The sequence below is a fragment of the Streptomyces sp. NPDC044002 genome (assembly GCF_056434525.1).
In genome coordinates this window covers 1-17,084 of record NZ_JBWKEZ010000040.1, presented here as the reverse complement: position 1 = coordinate 17,084, position 17,084 = coordinate 1, and the positions used below count along the sequence as shown (strand labels likewise).

The following is a 17,084-nucleotide window of genomic DNA, read 5'->3' as shown; positions in this document are numbered from 1 at the left end:
ATACCTGGGCTGATGTGGCCAAGAATACGGTCGCAGGCCGGCCGGGGACACCGTGTCGATCACCATGTGCGTGTACGCGCACCTGTTCCCGGATGAGGAGGAGACGGCGGCCGGCCGCCGAGACGAGAGGAGCGCGTAGCGATCTGACGCGTCTGTCGGCTTCCCCGGGGGCTCTGATCAACCTCTCGTGCGGGTAGCCGGGCTCCCGGCCCTGGGTCAGGGCCGGACGGGCCCGGATGCCCGGCGGGCTGGCTCCCGGCCCCTCGCTCATCGCTGACGGACCCGCTCCTCCAACCATGGACCGTGCCGTTTCTTTGGGGGTTTCCCGGCAGTCTTTCGGCTTTCCGGGGCGGGTCGGCCTGTCAAGGGTCGCCGAAGGCGATCACGAAGTGACGCGACGAAGGAGCGCCCTTGACAGGCCGGCACGACACGGAAGGACGATGGGACTGACGGGAAACCCCCAACCAGCTCTGATCCGGGGCGAGGGGATCCCGCCCCCGGCCACCCACCCGCACCCAAGGGGGCGGGTGGGCAACCCCCGCCCCACCCCGCGGGGTCGAGGGGGAGATAGCGGGCCCGCGCCGCAATCCCCGTACTGCCCCCGCCCCGCCCCCGCCCAGTGGGATCATTCGGGCGTCCGTGGGCGGTACCCTGGAGTGTCCCCCGTCCGCGTGAACCCTGGAGTCCGGCTGTGCGCATCGACCTGCACGCCCACTCCACCGCTTCGGACGGCACCGACACCCCCGCCGAGCTGGTGCGCAATGCCGCCGCGGCCGGGCTGGACGTGGTGGCGCTGACCGACCACGACACCGTCGGGGGATACGCCGAGGCGATCGCCGCGCTGCCCGCCGGGCTGACGCTGGTCACCGGCGCCGAGCTGTCCTGCCGCCTCGACGGCGTCGGGATGCACATGCTGGCGTACCTGTTCGATCCCGAGGAGCCCGAGCTCGCCCGTGAGCGGGAGCTCGTGCGCGACGACCGGACCCCTCGCGCCCAGGCCATGATCGGCAAGCTCCAGGGGCTCGGTGTCGACGTCACCTGGGAGCAGGTGGCCCGGATCGCGGGGAACGGTTCGGTCGGCCGCCCGCACATCGCGACCGCGATGGTCGAGCTGGGGGTCGTCCCCACGGTGTCCGACGCCTTCACCGCGGACTGGCTCGCCGACGGCGGCCGCGCGTACGCGGAGAAGCACGAGCTCGACCCCTTCGACGCCATCCGCCTGGTCAAGGCGGCCGGCGGGGTCACCGTGTTCGCGCACCCCGCCGCCGTCAAGCGGGGCGAGTGCGTGCCCGAGTCCGCGATAGCCGCGCTCGCGGCCGCCGGCCTCGACGGCATCGAGGTGGACCACATGGACCACGACACCGCCACTCGCGCCCGGCTGCGCGGACTGGCCGGGGACCTCGGTCTGCTGACGACCGGCTCCAGCGACTACCACGGCAGCCGCAAGACCTGTCGTCTCGGGGAGTACACGACCGACCCCGAGATCTACGGCGAGATCACGCGCCGCGCGGCGGGGGCCTTCCCCGTGCCCGGCGCCGGTGGAGACGCCCGCGCGTAAGCGCCGCGTCCACACGTCCCCCTCCCGCTTTTTGGTAACACCCCTCACTGCAAGGCATCGCTGTGTTTGATTTCGCCGTCTTCGGATCCCTTTTTCTCACGCTTTTTGTGATTATGGACCCCCCGGGGATCACGCCGATCTTCCTCGCCCTGACCTCCGGCCGTCCCGCCAAGGTCCAGCGCCGCATGGCCTGGCAGGCCGTCTGCGTGGCCTTCGGAGTCATCGCCGTCTTCGGCCTCTGCGGCCAGCAGATCCTGGACTACCTGCACGTCTCCGTCCCGGCGCTGATGATCGCCGGTGGTCTGCTGCTCCTGCTGATCGCGCTCGACCTGCTCACCGGCAAGACCGACGAGCCCAAGCAGACCAAGGACGTCAACGTCGCCCTCGTCCCGCTGGGCATGCCGCTGCTGGCCGGTCCCGGTGCGATCGTGTCCGTCATCCTGGCCGTGCAGAAGGCCGACGGGTTCGGCGGCCAGCTCTCCGTCTGGACGGCGATCGCCGCCATGCACGTCGTGCTGTGGCTGACGATGCGCTACTCGCTGGTGATCATCCGGGTCATCAAGGACGGCGGCGTCGTCCTGGTCACCCGCCTCGCCGGCATGATGCTCTCCGCCATCGCGGTCCAGCAGATCATCAACGGTGTGCTCCAGGTCGTCCGCGGCGCCTGAGTCCACACCCCCCGGACACACGAACGCCCCCGCACCGGATCGGTGCGGGGGCGTTCGCGCGTGAAATCGTCAGGAGGACGCACTCTCGGCCGGTCGGATCAGGATGCGCTGGCCGATGGCGGCCGCCTGCTGCACGATCCGGTTGACGGAGGCCGCGTCCACGACGGTGCTGTCCACGGCGGTTCCGTCGACGTCGTCCAGGCGCAGAATCTCGAAGCGCACGGCTTCTCCCTTCGTCGGTGTTCTCCTTGCACAGGGTTCAACGGGGGGTCTGCCTGAAACATTCCCTACGCTAAGGAAATTTTTTCCTTAGCTAACTACCGACCGCTAAAGGGCCGCCAGAAGTCCACTAGTGCACCCGCCGTGACCTGCGGGTTCTCCGCGTTGGGGGAGTGTTCGGCGCCCTCCACCACCACACGGGAAGCGGCCAGCCGGACGGCCATGTCGTCCATCAGCGGCACCGGCCAGGCGTAGTCGACCACCCCGGACAGGACCAGCTTCGGCAGCGGCACCGCCGCCAGCTCCGCCACCCGGTCGGGCTCCGAGATCAGCACCCGCCCGGTGGTGATCAGCTGCTCCGGGACGGTGCGCAGCCAGCGCTCGTGCAGGAACGCCGCCAGCTCGGGGGAGTCCGGCTCCGCGTCCGCCGGGTCCTGGGCCCGCATCGCGGCCCAGACGGTCTCCATGCAGGTGTCGGGCGCGGTGTCGCGCAGCTCCTCCAGGGCCATGACCAGCAGCTTCGTACGGGCCTGCTGGTCCTCCGCGATGGCGGCGGGCCCGCTGCTCATCAGGGTGAGGGAGGTGAAGGGGGAGGCGTCGCGCAGCACGGTGGCGCGCGAGATCAGCCCGCCGAGGGAGTGGCCGACCAGGTGGAGGGGGCCCGGTGCGTCCAGGGCCGCGGCCTGGGCCAGCACGTCGAGGGCGAGCTCCTGGAGCTCGTACGCGGTCTCCTCGCCCGGGCCCGGGGTCTCGTACTGGCCGCGCCCGTCCACGGCGACCACCCGGTAGCCGGCGGCGGCGAGCGGCTCCAGGAGGCCGATGAAGTCCTCCTTGCTGCCCGTGAACCCGGGGACCAGCAGGGCCGTTCCGTGTACGGGCTCACCCGCCTCGTGCACGGCGAACTCGCCGCGGGCGGTGGTCAGGCGGTACGCACGGGCGGCGGGCGGCAGGGTGAGGCGCGGCGGCTTGCTCATGGCCCGAGGTTACCGGTCCGTAGCACTGCCCGGGGATACGGGAACGACCCCGGCCCCCTCGAAAGGGGACCGGGGCCGTTCTGCGGGCGTGTGCCCGGCCGGGTCAGCGGAACCGGCGGGTGGTGCGGGCCGGCTCGGTCGGCGGGGCCATCTGGAAGTCCGGCTCCGGAGCCGCGGCGGCCGGCTTGCGGGACCGGGTCCGCCGGGGCGCGGGCGCCTCGGTGACCACGCCGGTGACGACGTCGGGGATCGGGGTGGCCACGGCCTTGCGGGTCGGGACCCGGCGCGGCTTCTTCGGGGCGGCCTCGGCGGCCGGGGCCTCCGCCACCGGGGCCGGGGCGGCCTCGACGGTCTCGACGGTCTCGACGGCCTCGACCGGCGCGGCGGCGGCCTTGCGGGTCCGCGTCCGCTTCGGCTTGGCCGGGGCCTCCTCGGCGACCGGCGCCAGGGCGGCGGCCGGGGCCTCGGCGACCGGCGCCTCGACCACCGCGGCGGCGGTCTTGCGGGTCCGGGTGCGCTTGGGCTTGGCCGGGGCCTCCTCGACCACGGCCGGGGCCTCGGCCACGGCCTCCGCGACCGGGGCGGAGACCGCCACCGGCGCCTCGACCACGGCGGCCTCGGCCACGGCGGCGACGGCCGAAGCGGTCACGCGGGTCCGGCGGCGGCGCGGCCGGCGCGGCTCGTCGGCGGCGGGAGCCTCGGCGGCCGGGGCCTCGGCCACGGCCGGGGACTCGACGCCCGCCCCGTCGCCCAGCTCGGCACCGCCACGGGTACGGCGGCGCTGGCGCGGCGTACGGGTGCGCGCGGGGCGCTCCTCCGTGACCACGGCGGCGGCAGCGGCACCGCGGCCGCCACGGCCACCGCGCCCGCCGGTCTCGCCCAGGTCCTCCAGCTCCTCGGCCTTCAGGCCGGCCCGCGTGCGCTCGGCGCGCGGCAGGATGCCCTTGGTGCCGGCCGGGATGTTCAGCTGCTCGTACAGGTGCGGGGACGTGGAGTACGTCTCCTCGGGCTCGTGGAAGTCGAGCTCCAGCGCCTTGTTGATCAGCTGCCAGCGCGGGATGTCGTCCCAGTCGACCAGGGTGACGGCGGTGCCCTTCGCGCCGGCGCGGCCGGTGCGGCCCACGCGGTGCAGGAAGGTCTTCTCGTCCTCGGGCGTCTGGTAGTTGATGACGTGGGTCACGCCCTCGACGTCGATGCCGCGCGCGGCGACGTCGGTGCACACCAGCACGTCGACCTTGCCGTTGCGGAACGCGCGCAGCGCCTGCTCGCGGGCGCCCTGGCCGAGGTCGCCGTGGACGGCGCCGGAGGCGAAGCCGCGCCGCTCCAGCTGCTCGGCGATGTCGGCAGCCGTGCGCTTGGTGCGGCAGAAGATCATGGCGAGCCCGCGGCCCTCGGCCTGCAGGATGCGGGAGACGAGCTCCGGCTTGTCCATGTTGTGCGCGCGGAAGACGTGCTGCGCGATGTTGGCGACGGTGGCGCCCTCGCCGTCCTCGGAGACGGCGCGGATGTGCGTCGGCTGCGACATGTAGCGGCGGGCCAGGCCGATGACCGCGCCCGGCATGGTCGCCGAGAACAGCATCGTCTGACGCTTCGCGGGCAGCAGGTTCATGATCTTCTCGACGTCGGGCAGGAAGCCCAGGTCGAGCATCTCGTCGGCCTCGTCCAGGACGAGGGCCTTGACGCGGGACAGGTCGAGCTTCTTCTGCCCGGCCAGGTCGAGCAGGCGGCCCGGGGTGCCGACGATCACGTCGACGCCCTTCTTGAGGGCCTCGACCTGCGGCTCGTACGCACGGCCGCCGTATATGGCGAGGACGCGGACGTTGCGGACCTTGCCCGCGGTCAGCAGGTCGTTGGTGACCTGCGTGCACAGCTCGCGGGTCGGAACCACCACGAGGGCCTGCGGGGAGTCGGTCAGCTGCTCGGGCTTGGCCCGGCCGGCCTCGACGTCCGCGGGGACGACGACCCGCTCCAGCAGCGGAAGGCCGAAACCGAGCGTCTTGCCGGTTCCGGTCTTCGCCTGGCCGATGACGTCCGTGCCGGAGAGGGCGACGGGGAGGGTCATCTCCTGGATCGGGAAGGGGGACACGATGCCGACGGCTTCCAGCGCCTCGGCGGTCTCGGGAAAGATCCCGAGTTCTCGGAACGTAGTCAGGGTGCTGCCTCTTCTGTGAGACGCGGCGCGAGGCGGCGAGGGGGGTCCTACCGTGCCGGGCTTGCAGTACTGCTGTGTACATACAAAGCTGCGCGGGACCACTGGCCTTCGCTCAAGCGCTTCTGCCGCTGAGGGGGCCCCTCGTGCGGAACGGTGCGCATGGACGCACCACCACACAGAGGGCGGTCGGGTGGAGCCGATCGGGCCACCGACCGGGCATCCTCATTCGGATGGCCCGCCGATTACTCGGCAGGCGCATTACCACTGTACCCCGGAATCGCGCAGGTGTGTCGGGTGAATTCACCAGGTAGGCGTGTTTACGGGGCCGGACAGTGCGCAGGTGTGGTGACTTGTGGGGCCTTTGGGCGGGCTATTGTGCGGAGCATGTCGACCGTAGAAAACGCATCTCCCGCCGACGACGACGCCCAGGAGCAGCCGCAGGGCATCGCCGCCCAGGACTGGGCGACGGCCTCCGCCTCCCCCCAGTACCGGGCCGCCGTCGTCGACCTGCTCGGCGCGCTGGCGTACGGGGAGCTCGCGGCCTTCGAGCGCCTCGCGGAGGACGCGAAGCTCGCGCCCAGCCTGGGTGACAAGGCCGAGCTGGCGAAGATGGCCTCCGCCGAATTCCACCACTTCGAGCGGCTCCGGGACCGCCTGGCGGCCATCGACGCCGAGCCGACCGCGGCGATGGAGCCCTTCGCCAAGGGCGTGGACGACTTCCACCGCCAGACCGCCCCCTCCGACTGGCTGGAGGGCCTGGTCAAGGCCTACGTCGGCGACTCGATCGCCAGCGACTTCTACCGCGAGGTCGCCACCCACCTCGACACCGACACCCGCGCCCTGGTCGTCGGCGTCCTCGACGACACCGGCCACGGCGGCTTCGCCGTCGAGAAGGTCCGCGCCGCGATCGAGGCCGACCCGCGCTGCGGCGGCCGGCTCGCGCTGTGGGCCCGCCGGCTGATGGGCGAGGCCCTCTCGCAGGCGCAGCGCGTGGTCGCCGAGCGCGACGCGCTGTCGACCATGCTGGTCGGCGGCGTCGACGGGATGGCGGCCGGCTTCGACCTGGCGGCCGTCGGCGAGATGTTCACCCGGATCACCAAGGCGCACACCAAGCGCATGGCGGCGCTGGGCCTCGCGGCCTAGTCCCTGGCCGGGCTTTTACGTGGCAACGTGGGTCGGGGGCACTTCCCCCGGCCCCGTTCCGTGCGGCTCAAGCGCGCCGCGAGCCCCGCTCAGCCGCCCGACGAGAGCGAAAACGGAGTGCGCCGGGGGGACCTCCCGGAGCCGGTGGCGGGGCGCAGCAGCAGGGACAGGACGACGGCCGAGACGCCGGCGCCGCCCAGCAGCGTCGCGAACAGGGTGTTGTGCCCCGGACCCAGCGACATATGCGTCAGGTACGCCCCGAACAGCGCCCCGACCACCCCGCTGACCAGCACCGTTCTGGTGGAGGGCAGCCGCGTCGCGAGGACCCGCGAGGCGGTGGCGGCCAGGGCGAGGCCGAGCAGACCGGAGCCGAGCGCCTCCATCAGCAGCATCTGGTCACTCCCATGCGTCAGGGCGAACCGGGTCACTGCGGTCCTACCCGAAGCGGAAGAAGGGGAAACGGCCCGGCGGAACCATCCGCCGGGCCGTTTCCTTCGTTGCTGGCTGCCTCGGAGAGCGTCAGAGCGCCCCGAAACCGACCTTGCGCACGCTCGGCTCGCCCAGGTCGACGTACGACAGGCGGTCGGACGGCACGAGGACCTTGCGGCCCTTGACGTCGGTCAGGCTCAGCAGCGGCGCCGTGCCGGACAGCGCGGCGGCCACGATGGCCTCCAGCTCCTCGGCGCTCAGGTCGCTCTCCAGCACGATCTCCCGGGGTGCGTGCTGCACGCCGATCTTGACCTCCACGGCTTTGTCCCTCCGACGGTCCGGTTCGCGCGATCAGCCGCGCCGTACCCGGTCCACATTAGCCCGGAGAGGGGACACGATCGGCTCGCGGCGGACACGCTGGCAGCGAACAGCGCCGGTCAGGCCTCCGTGCCGTGCAGCGGGAAACCGGCGATGCCGCGCCACGCCAGCGAGGTCAGCAGCCCCACCGCCGTGTCACGGGCCACCGGGCTCTCGCTGGAGAGCCAGTACCGGGCCACGACCTGCGAGACCCCGCCCAGACCCACCGCGAGCAGCATCGACTCGTCCTTCGACAGGCCGGTGTCCTCGGCGATCACGTCCGAGATGGCCTCGGCGCACTGGAGCGAGACCCGGTCGACGCGCTCGCGCACCGCCGGCTCGTTCGTCAGGTCCGACTCGAAGACCAGCCGGAACGCGCCGCCCTCGTCCTCCACGTACGCGAAGTAGGCGTCCATCGTCGCCGCCACGCGCAGCTTGTTGTCGCTCGTGGACTCCAGCGCCCCGCGCACCGCCTGCAGCAGGTTCTCGCAGTGCTGGTCCAGCAGGGCGAGGTACAGGTCGAGCTTGCCGGGGAAGTGCTGGTACAGCACCGGCTTGCTGACGCCGGCCCGCTCGGCGATGTCGTCCATCGCCGCCGCGTGGTACCCCTGCGCGACGAAAACCTCCTGGGCCGCGCCCAGCAGCTGGTTGCGCCGGGCACGGCGCGGCAGCCGCGTACCCCGCGGACGCGCTGCCTCGGTCTGCTCGATGGCTGTCACGCCGCCTCCCACTTTCTCTAAGAACACAGTGCGCTCTGCGCCGCGCCGCCATCGTACTTTTCGGTAACCGAATCTGGTGGGTTCAAGCCGAGTTTTCTCGCGGTACGGACCGCTTGGACACACGCCTGACACGCTGGTCAGCGCCCGTCGGAGCGGCGGCGGGAGCGGTCAGCGGTAGTCCTCCTCGTCCAGCGGGACCACCCGGGCCTGCTCGGCGGCGTCCGCCTCCGGGGCCTCACCCCGTTCCATGCCGAAGAGCGGCTCATCGTCCTGCGGCTGGATCTCGGTGTGCTGCTCGGCGGCGTCCGCCTCCGGAGCCTCGGCGTCCAGGGATTCCCGGAGCTGTTCCCGGAAGGTGTCCGGTTCCGCGGGGTCGACAGTCATTCCGCTCCCCTCGCCTTCGCTCGTCCTCACTACGAGCCTAGGAGGATCGGGAGTGCGCCGCCAGACGGTCCTGTGACCGCGGACACAGGAGAACGCAAGGGGCCCGGCGTGATCGTCTCGTAACATTGGCCCATGTCTTCGACCGAGCCGCCGGGCGTACGGTCCACCGCCGAAGCGGCCTCCCAGGTGGGTGCCGTCCGGGTGGCCGAGGGGGAGCAGCTGCGCACCGTCGCGCTGCCGGGCCTGGAAATGAACGTACGTTTCCGGCCACCGCTGCGGGAGGGTCTGCCGCCCGCGCTGTTCGTGCACGGACTCGGCGGTTCCTCCCAGAACTGGTCGGACCTCATGGGGCGGCTCGCCGGCACCGTCGACGGCGAGGCCCTGGACCTGCCCGGCTTCGGCTGGTCCCCGCCGCCCGCCGACCGGGACTACTCGGTGACCGCGCTCGCCCGCGCCGTCATCCGCCACCTCGACGCCGCCGGGCGCGGCCCGGTGCACCTCTTCGGCAACTCCCTCGGCGGGGCCGTCTCCACCCGCGTCGCCGCCGTCCGGCCCGACCTGGTGCGGACCCTGACCCTCGTCTCGCCCGCGCTGCCCGAGCTGCGCGTGCAGAAGTCGGCCGTGCCCACCGCCCTGCTGGCGCTGCCGGGCGTGGCCGCCCTGTTCGGGCGGCTCACGGTCGGGCTGACGGCCGAACAACGCACCAGGGGAGTGACGGACCTCTGTTACGGGGACCCCTCACGGGTGACGGCGGAGGGCTTCCGCGCCGCCGTCGAGGAGATGGAGCGGCGCATGGCGCTGCCCTATTTCTGGGACGCGATGACCCGTTCCTCGCGGGGGATCGTCGACGCGTACACCCTCGGCGGGCAACACGGACTGTGGCGCCAGGCGCAGCGCGTGCTCGCGCCGACCCTCCTCGTCTACGGTGGGCGCGACCAACTGGTCTCGTACCGTATGGCGCGCAAGGCGGCCGCGCACTTCCGCGGCTCGCGGCTGCTGAGCCTGCCCGAGGCCGGGCACGTCGCGATGATGGAGTACCCCGAGGTGGTGGCCGCGGCCTTCCAGGAGCTGCTGCGCGACACCGCCGGGCGGGAGACCGACCGAAGTACCGAAGACGGCAAGGGCTGAGGACGTGGGACGACATAGTCGCAAGGCGCCGGCCCCGGTCCGTCCGCAGCCGGAGCCCGAGGCACCGCAGGCGCCGTACGAGCCGCAGGAGTACGCGGCCGACCCCTACTACGGGGACGGGCTGTACGCCCCCGACCCGTACGAGCCGGTGCCCGCGCCGTACGCGGGGCCCCAGCCGGGCGGTACGGGCCCGTACGCCGAGCCGACCGTCGTCCACCAGGGGTACGCGCCCCCGCGCGGCGCCCGCCCCGCCGGCCACCCGGAGCACCGGGAGGGCGGCGGCGCCTGGGGCACCGGCCCCGTCCCCGCCCCCGCCGCCGTCTACGGGGACTGGCGCGGCACCCCCCGCGCCGCCGCCGCCCCGGCGGCGCCCGCGCCCGCCCCGGCGGAGCCCGCCCCGCGCGACCCCTTCACCTCGACCGGCTCGCACCGCCGGGTGCCCGGCCCCCGCAGACCCGAGGCGGACGCCGCCGCGCCCGCGACCGGCCGCGGCACGAAGATCCGTACGTACACCGGGATGGCCGCGGCGGCCGTCACCACCGTGCTCGCCGTCGTCGTCGCCGGACAGGTCGCCGCCGACGGGGACTCCGACACCGCCACCCGCGCCGCCGGGGACGACACCCCGAAGCGCACCCAGACCGACAGCTCCCCGGCCTCCCGCTCCGACGGCCGCCCCACCCCCTCCGTCCCGCCGGCCGCGGCCGCGCAGCCCGCGACGTACGAGCAGCAGATGGCGCAGCAGCTGCCCATCGACGCGAAGCTCACCGGCCCGGGCACCTTCGACACCGTGCCGGGCGTCGCCAAGGCCCCGGGCAAGGGGAAGAAGGTGCGCTACCGGGTCGACGTGGAGCAGGGCCTCGGCATGGACGCGCAGCTGTTCGCCGACGCCGTGCAGCGCACCCTCAACGACCCGCGCAGCTGGGCCCACGGCGACGCGATGACCTTCGAGCGGGTGCCGGGCGGCGAGGCCGAGTTCGTGATCACCCTGGCCAGCCCGGGGACCACCGGCGTCTGGTGCGCCAAGTCCGGGCTCGACACCACGATCGACAACGTCTCCTGCGACTCCGCGTCCACCGAGCGCGTGATGATCAACGCCTTCCGGTGGGGGCAGGGTTCGCAGACCTACGGCGCCGACCAGATGCTCGCCTACCGGCAGATGCTCATCAACCACGAGGTCGGGCACCGGCTCGGGCACGGGCACGTCAGCTGCCAGACCCCGGGCGCGCTCGCTCCGATCATGCAGCAGCAGACGAAGTCCCTCGACATCGACAACATCCACTGCAAGGCCAACCCCTGGGTGTATCCGGGGAGTTGACCGAAGGGTGCGGGCGGGCGGCTTGTTCTTCCGTTGACAAGCCGTCCGATCGTCGGTAATTGTTCTCCGCATGTCGCACCGCCACACCTCCGCCGCGAGCGCCGCCATAGAGCTGGCGCTCCTCGGTGTGGCCGCGCACAGCGTGGCCGACATCTTCTGTCGCTGACGCCCTGTCTGAGCGCGCGACCACCCTGCTTCTCCTTGGCTTCGCCGCGCCCGGGCACTTCCCCTGCCCGCGGGTGCGGCTCCTCGTCCTCCCTTCCCGGTCCTCCCGGCGCCCTGTGCGCCGCCGCGGCGCCGGACGCCGACCCCGCGTGGCCCCCGACGTATCTCCTTCCACGCCGAGAGGTCCCGTTTCCCCATGCTTTCCGCCGGTTCATCCCGCCAGTCCCGCATATCGCGCCGCATCGCCGCGGTCACCGTCAGCCTCGTCCTGGCCGGGGGCGCCGCGGCGTGCGGGCCCGAGGACGCGGCGGGCAAGGCCGGCGGCGAGTCCGGCAAGCCCGGCGCCGCCGGGACCCCGCAGAAGGGCGGCACCCTCACCGTCCTCAACAACGAGCCGCAGAACGACTTCGACCCCGCCCGGCTCTACACCTCCGGCGGCGGAAACGTCCCCTCGCTGGTCTTCCGCACCCTCACCACCCGCAACCGCGAGGACGGCCCGGCCGGCGCCAAGGTCGTCCCCGACCTCGCCACCGACACCGGCCGGCCCAACGCCGACGCCACGGAGTGGACGTACACCCTCAAGGACGGGCTGAAGTACGAGGACGGCAGCCCCATCACCACCGCCGACATCAAGTACGGCATCGAGCGCTCCTTCGCCGCCGAACTCTCCGGCGGCGCCCCCTACCTGCGCGACTGGCTGGTCGGCGCGGAGACCTACGAGGGCCCGTACAAGGACGGCGGCAAGGGCCTCGACTCCATCGTGGTCCCCGACGCGAAGACCATCGTCTTCAAACTCCGCAAGCCCGAGGGCGAGTTCCCCTTCCTCGCCACCCAGACGCAGTTCGCCCCCGTGCCCAAGGCCAAGGACACCGGCACCAAGTACGAGGAGCACCCCGTCTCCTCCGGCCCCTACAAGGTCGCCAAGAACACCGGCGACGGCGAGACCCTGCTGCTGGAACGCAACGAACACTGGGACCCCAAGACCGACGAGGAGCGCAAGGCCTACCCGGACAAGATCGACGTCCGCTCCGGCCTCGACGCCGCCGTCATCAACCAGCGGCTGTCCACCAGCTCCGGCCCCGACGCCGCCGCCGTCACCACCGACACCAACCTCGGCCCCGCCGAACTCGCCCAGATCGGCGACAACAAGGAACTCGCGGGCCGCGTCGGCACCGGCCACTTCGGCTACGTCAACTACCTGGCCTTCAACCCGAAGGTCGCCCCCTTCGACAACCCGAAGGTCCGCCAGGCCATCTCGTACGCGATCAACCGCACCAGCGTGATCAACGCCGCCGGCGGCTCCGCACTGGCCGAGCCGGCCACCACCTTCCTGCCCGAGCGCGAGGCCTTCGGCTTCACCCCCTACGACCACTTCCCCGCCGGCAAGACCGGCGACCCGGCCAAGGCCAAGGAGCTGCTGAAGGAGGCCGGCCACCCCGACGGGCTCACCATCACCCTCACCCACTCCAACGCGCAGAACCGCCAGACCAGCCCCGAGGTCGCCACCGCCGTCCAGCAGGGCCTCGCCGCCGCCGGGATCACCGTCAAGCTCGAAGGCCTGGAGAACAACGCCTTCAACGAGCGCCGCTGGGACGCCAAGAACACCCCCGGCTTCTTCCTCTCCCGCTGGGGCGCCGACTGGCCCTCCGGCGGCCCCTTCCTCGCGCCGATCTACGACGGCCGGCAGATCGTCACCAACGGCTCCAACTACAACCACGCCCAGCTCAACGACCCGGCCGTGAACACCGAGGTCGACGAGATCGCCAAGCTCACCGACCTCGCCGCCGCCGGCAAGCGCTGGGGCGCCCTCGACAAGAAGATCGGCGAACAGGCCCTCGCCGTCCCCCTCTTCCACCCGGTCTACAAGCGGCTCGTCGGCAAGGACGTCAAGAACGTCGTCATCAGCGACTGGACCGGCGTCCTCGACATCTCCCAGGTCGCGGTCAAGTGACCCTGCTCCTCGACCAGCCGGCGCCGCCGGCCGGGGCCCCCACCCCGGCCGGCGGGGGCGGGGTACAGAGCTGGGGGAAGGCGTGGCCCCCCCCCCCCCCCCCCCCCCCCCCCCCCCCCCCCTTCCCCCCCCCCCCCCCCCCCCCCCCCCCCACCCCCCCCCCCCCCCCCCCCCCCCCCCCCCCCCCGCCCGCCAGGTCTGGCGACGGCTGCGCACCCGCCCCTCCGCCCTCGCGGCCGCCGCCGTCCTGGCCCTCCTCGTCCTCCTCGCCCTCACCGCCCCCCTCCTCACCCAGCTCACCGGACAGGACCCGAACGCCTACCACGACGACCTCGTCGACTCCGCGCGCGGCGGCGTCCCCCTCGGCTCCTTCGGCGGGATCTCCGCCGACCACTGGCTCGGCGTCGAACCGGGCACCGGCCGCGACCTGTTCACCCGGCTCCTCCACGGCGCACGCGTCTCCCTGCTCGTCGCCCTCGGCGCGGTCGCCGTGCAGACGGCCGTCGGGGTGAGCGTCGGGATCGCCGCCGCGCTCGGCAACCGCTGGGTCGGGCAGCTCATCGGCCGCCTCACCGACGTGATGATCGCCCTGCCCATGCTGGTGATCGCCATCGCACTCACCGCCGTCGTCCCGCCCGGCTTCCCCCGGCCACTGCTCCTGGTCCTCGTCATCGGCCTCTTCGACTGGGGCGGCACCGCCCGCATGGTCCGCTCCCAGACCCTCGCCCTGAACCGCCTCGACTTCGTCGAAGCCGCCCGGCTCTCCGGCTGGGGACCCCTGCGCGTCGCCCGCCGGGAACTGCTGCCCTCCCTGGCCGCACCCGTCATCACCCTCGCCGCGATCAAGGTCCCCACCGCCATCGTGGCCGAGGCCTCCCTCTCCTTCCTCGGCGTCGGGGTCAAGCCGCCCACCCCCTCCTGGGGCCAGATGCTCTCCAGCGCACAGACCTGGTTCCGCGCCGACCCCGCCTACGTCCTGCTCCCCGCCGGGCTGCTCTTCGTCACCGTGCTCGCCTTCACCGTCCTCGGCGACGCGGTCCGCTCGGCCCTCGACCCGCGCGAGACCTCGCGCCTGCGGGTCGGTACCGGAAAGGAGCGCAAGCCGTGACCCGGTTCGTGCTCAAACGGGCCGGCGGCGCACTGTTCGTGCTGCTCGCCCTGTCCGTCGTCGTCTACGCCCTCTTCTACGTCGCCCCCGGCGACCCCGCCCGCCTCGCCTGCGGAGAACGCTGCAACCCGCAGCAGATCGCCCAGGTGCGCGAACAGCTCGGGCTGAACGAGCCCGTCGTCGGCCAGTACCTGCGCTTCCTCGAAGGCCTCCTGACCGGCCGGGACTACTCCGCCGGCGCCGGGATCGCCCTGCACTGCGACGCGCCCTGCCTCGGCTTCTCGTACCAGAACGACCGGGAGGTCACCCAGCTGCTCCTGGAGCGGTTGCCCGCCACCTTCTCCCTCGCGCTCGGCGCCCTCGCCATCTGGCTCGTCGTCGGAGTCGGCACCGGCCTGCTCTCCGCCCTGCGGCGCGGCGGGGCCACCGAGCGGGCCCTCACCGTGCTCACCCTCGCTGGCACCGGCACCCCCGTCTTCATCCTCGGGCTGCTGCTCCTCATGACCGTCTGCGCCTACCTGCGCTGGCTGCCCTTCCCGACCTACGTGCCGTTCGGCAAGGACCCCGAACAGTGGGCCTGGAACCTGCTGCTGCCCTGGGTGACGCTCGGCCTGTTCGAAAGCGCCAAGTACGCGCGCCTCACCCGCAGCTCCACCCTGGAGACCCTCGCCGAGGACCACATCCGCACCTTCCGCGCCTACGGCGTCGGGGAACGGGCCATCGTCACCCGGCACGCCGTGCGCGGCGCCCTCGGACCCGTGATCGCCCTCAGCGCCGTGGACTTCGGCACCCTGATCGGAGGCGCCGTGCTCACCGAGTCCCTCTTCGGGATCCCCGGCCTCGGCAAGACCCTCATCGACGCCGTCCGGGTCGTGGACCTGCCCGTCGTCGTCGGAGTCGTCCTCGCCATCGGCGCCGCCGTCGTCATCGCCGGCGCCGTCGCCGACCTGCTCCACGCCCTCGCCGACCGAAGGGTGGCCCTCGTATGACCGGCCCGCTGGTGGACGTCACCGACCTCACCGTCGACTTCCCGGTCGGCGGCCCCGGCCACTACGTACGCGCCGTCGACGGGATCTCCTTCACCCTCGAAGCGGGCCGCGCCCTGGGCATCGTCGGCGAATCCGGCAGCGGCAAGTCCACCGTCGCCGCCGCCCTGCTCGGCCTGCACCACGGCACCGGAGCCCGCCTGACGGGCACCGTCCGCGTCGACGGCACCGACCTGGCCGACGCAGGCCCGGCCCGGCTGCGCGCCCTGCGCGGCGGCACCGCCGCCATGGTCTTCCAGGACCCCCTCAGCTCCCTCGACCCCTACCACGCCGTCGGCGACCAGATCGCCGAGGTGTACCGCGTCCACACCCGCGCCTCCCGCCGGGCCGCCCGGGCCCGCGCGACCGAGGTCCTGGACCGCGTCGGCATCCCCGACGCGGCACGCCGCTCCCGCGCCCGGCCCCACGAGTTCAGCGGCGGCATGCGCCAGCGCGCCCTCATCGCGATGGCCCTGGCCTGCGAACCCCGCCTGCTGATCGCCGACGAGCCGACCACCGCCCTCGACGTCACCGTCCAGGCCCAGATCCTGGACCTGCTCCACGGACTGCGCCAGGAGCACGGCCTCGGGCTGCTGCTGGTCACCCACGACGTCGGCGTCGCGGCGGAGAGCGTGGACGAACTGCTGGTCATGCGGAACGGCGCCGCCGTCGAACGGGGCCCGGTCCGCCGGGTCCTCGCCGAGCCCGAGGCCCCCTACACCCGGGACCTGCTGGCCGCCGTACCGCGCCTGGACGCCCCCCGCACCCCCCGCCTCCGGGTGGTCGCGGACTCCGGCGCGCCCGGGCCGGAGCCGGCGGCGCCCGTCGTCGAAGCCATCTGCCTGCGCCGGGACTTCGGCCGCGGCCGGAGCAGGGTCGGCGCGGTCGCCGGGGTCTCCCTCGCCGTACGCGCCGGCGAGACCCTCGGCATCGTCGGCGAGTCCGGCAGCGGCAAGAGCACCCTCGGACGGATGCTCGTCGGACTGCTGGAGCCCAGCTCGGGACAGGTCCGGCACGCCGGCACCGAGGTCTCCGGCATCGCCGGCGGCGCCCAGATGGTCTTCCAGGACCCCGTCTCCTCCCTCAACCCGCGCCGCTCCGTCGGAGAGTCCATCGCCGACCCGCTGCGCGCCGCCGGAGAACGCGACGAGACCGTCATCCGCGCCCGCGTCGACGGGCTCCTGACCCGCGTCGGCCTGGAGCCCGCCCACTACGACCGCTACCCGCACGAGTTCAGCGGCGGCCAGCGCCAGCGCGTCGGCATCGCCCGCGCCCTGGCACCGCGCCCCCGGCTCATCGTCTGCGACGAGCCGGTCTCCGCCCTCGACGTCACCACCCAGGCGCAGGTCACCGAACTGCTCGCGGAACTCCAGCGGGAGCTCGGCATCGCGCTCGTCTTCATCGCGCACGACCTCGCGGTGGTCCGCCAGGTCAGCGACCGGGTCGCCGTCATGCGCGGCGGCGTGGTCGTCGAGGAGGGCCCGGTGGAGGAGGTGTACGGCCGGCCGGCCCACGCGTACACGCGACAGCTCCTCGACGCCGTCCCCGCGCTCGATCCGGCGCTCGCCGCCGAACGCCGCTCCGCACGCCGGACCGAACGTCAGGAGGCCTTCGCGTAACGCCCTTCTTAGCGTGCTCGAACGCGAACCGTACGGGAAAGTTACGACTCTTCACCCCTTCCGGTGGGGGGGAGGGGGAAAACGCACACCCCCCCCCCGCCGCCCCCTCTCGTTTTTCTCTCGCGGGGTGCCTAGCAAAAAGGGGACACCCCCAGAAAGGGAGGGAGGGG

16 protein-coding genes and 1 pseudogene are annotated in these 17,084 nt (G+C 73.0%); 10 read left to right on the top strand and 7 right to left on the bottom strand.

Annotated features, from left to right (window positions below; genetic code table 11):
* Positions 1-691: 691 nt before the first annotated feature.
* Complete coding sequence (locus AC07A6_RS26435) at positions 692-1,558, top strand: PHP domain-containing protein (RefSeq protein WP_362467389.1); 867 nt, start codon at positions 692-694, stop codon at positions 1,556-1,558.
* A gap of 62 nt (positions 1,559-1,620) precedes the next feature.
* Positions 1,621-2,226, top strand: a complete 606-nt coding sequence (locus AC07A6_RS26430) for a MarC family protein (protein WP_125818120.1) — start codon at positions 1,621-1,623, stop codon at positions 2,224-2,226.
* Between the two features lie 69 nt (positions 2,227-2,295).
* Here the strand turns inward: AC07A6_RS26430 and AC07A6_RS26425 are convergent, their stop codons facing one another.
* The 3 genes from AC07A6_RS26425 to AC07A6_RS26415 form a co-directional block, all read right to left on the bottom strand.
* Entirely contained in the window at positions 2,296-2,448 is a 153-nt protein-coding gene (locus AC07A6_RS26425) for a hypothetical protein (protein WP_007266367.1), read from the bottom strand.
* Positions 2,449-2,543: 95 nt separating this feature from the next.
* Positions 2,544-3,419: an alpha/beta fold hydrolase gene (locus tag AC07A6_RS26420; RefSeq protein ID WP_478778798.1), complete on the bottom strand. Its 876-nt coding sequence runs from the start codon at positions 3,417-3,419 to the stop codon at positions 2,544-2,546.
* Positions 3,420-3,522: 103 nt separating this feature from the next.
* On the bottom strand, positions 3,523-5,505 hold the full coding sequence (locus AC07A6_RS26415; RefSeq protein WP_478778797.1) for a DEAD/DEAH box helicase: 1,983 nt from the start codon (positions 5,503-5,505) through the stop codon (positions 3,523-3,525).
* A gap of 450 nt (positions 5,506-5,955) precedes the next feature.
* Between AC07A6_RS26415 and AC07A6_RS26410 the strand changes: the two genes are divergently transcribed.
* Entirely contained in the window at positions 5,956-6,714 is a 759-nt protein-coding gene (locus tag AC07A6_RS26410; protein ID WP_125603230.1) for a ferritin-like fold-containing protein, read from the top strand.
* An 89-nt stretch (positions 6,715-6,803) separates the two neighbouring features.
* Here AC07A6_RS26410 and AC07A6_RS26405 read toward each other — a convergent pair whose 3' ends face one another.
* The 4 genes from AC07A6_RS26405 to AC07A6_RS26390 all read right to left on the bottom strand — a co-directional run bounded on the left by AC07A6_RS26405 (position 6,804) and on the right by AC07A6_RS26390 (position 8,603).
* The gene (locus AC07A6_RS26405) at positions 6,804-7,106 is read right to left on the bottom strand and encodes a hypothetical protein (RefSeq protein ID WP_478778796.1); all 303 of its coding nucleotides are present in this window, start codon (positions 7,104-7,106) and stop codon (positions 6,804-6,806) included.
* Between the two features lie 127 nt (positions 7,107-7,233).
* Complete coding sequence (locus AC07A6_RS26400; RefSeq protein ID WP_362467386.1) at positions 7,234-7,461, bottom strand: DUF3107 domain-containing protein; 228 nt, start codon at positions 7,459-7,461, stop codon at positions 7,234-7,236.
* Positions 7,462-7,580: 119 nt separating this feature from the next.
* Positions 7,581-8,219, bottom strand: coding sequence for a TetR/AcrR family transcriptional regulator (locus AC07A6_RS26395; RefSeq protein WP_007266374.1), 639 nt, complete (start codon positions 8,217-8,219; stop codon positions 7,581-7,583).
* Positions 8,220-8,387: 168 nt separating this feature from the next.
* Positions 8,388-8,603 (bottom strand): hypothetical protein, encoded by a 216-nt coding sequence (locus AC07A6_RS26390; RefSeq protein WP_478778795.1) that lies wholly within the window; start codon positions 8,601-8,603, stop codon positions 8,388-8,390.
* Between the two features lie 132 nt (positions 8,604-8,735).
* Between AC07A6_RS26390 and AC07A6_RS26385 the strand changes: the two genes are divergently transcribed.
* From AC07A6_RS26385 to AC07A6_RS26355, 7 genes and pseudogenes are all read left to right on the top strand, one after another.
* Positions 8,736-9,731, top strand: a complete 996-nt coding sequence (locus AC07A6_RS26385) for an alpha/beta fold hydrolase (RefSeq protein ID WP_362467384.1) — start codon at positions 8,736-8,738, stop codon at positions 9,729-9,731.
* Positions 9,732-9,735: 4 nt separating this feature from the next.
* A complete protein-coding gene (locus tag AC07A6_RS26380; protein WP_478778794.1) occupies positions 9,736-11,046 on the top strand; it encodes a DUF3152 domain-containing protein in 1,311 nt (436 codons plus the stop codon).
* A gap of 70 nt (positions 11,047-11,116) precedes the next feature.
* Positions 11,117-11,212, top strand: a complete 96-nt coding sequence (locus tag AC07A6_RS26375; protein ID WP_312847459.1) for an Ms4533A family Cys-rich leader peptide — start codon at positions 11,117-11,119, stop codon at positions 11,210-11,212.
* A 195-nt stretch (positions 11,213-11,407) separates the two neighbouring features.
* Positions 11,408-13,162: an ABC transporter substrate-binding protein gene (locus AC07A6_RS26370; RefSeq protein ID WP_478778793.1), complete on the top strand. Its 1,755-nt coding sequence runs from the start codon at positions 11,408-11,410 to the stop codon at positions 13,160-13,162.
* Positions 13,163-13,343: 181 nt separating this feature from the next.
* Positions 13,344-14,270, top strand: a pseudogene (locus AC07A6_RS26365) (ABC transporter permease); the annotation flags it as partial.
* Positions 14,267-15,259, top strand: coding sequence for an ABC transporter permease (locus AC07A6_RS26360; RefSeq protein ID WP_386272242.1), 993 nt, complete (start codon positions 14,267-14,269; stop codon positions 15,257-15,259). The pseudogene AC07A6_RS26365 and the gene AC07A6_RS26360, both read left to right, overlap by 4 nt.
* Positions 15,256-16,914 (top strand): dipeptide ABC transporter ATP-binding protein, encoded by a 1,659-nt coding sequence (locus tag AC07A6_RS26355; protein WP_478778792.1) that lies wholly within the window; start codon positions 15,256-15,258, stop codon positions 16,912-16,914. The genes AC07A6_RS26360 and AC07A6_RS26355 overlap by 4 nt, the downstream gene beginning before the upstream one ends.
* Positions 16,915-17,084 lie beyond the last annotated feature (170 nt).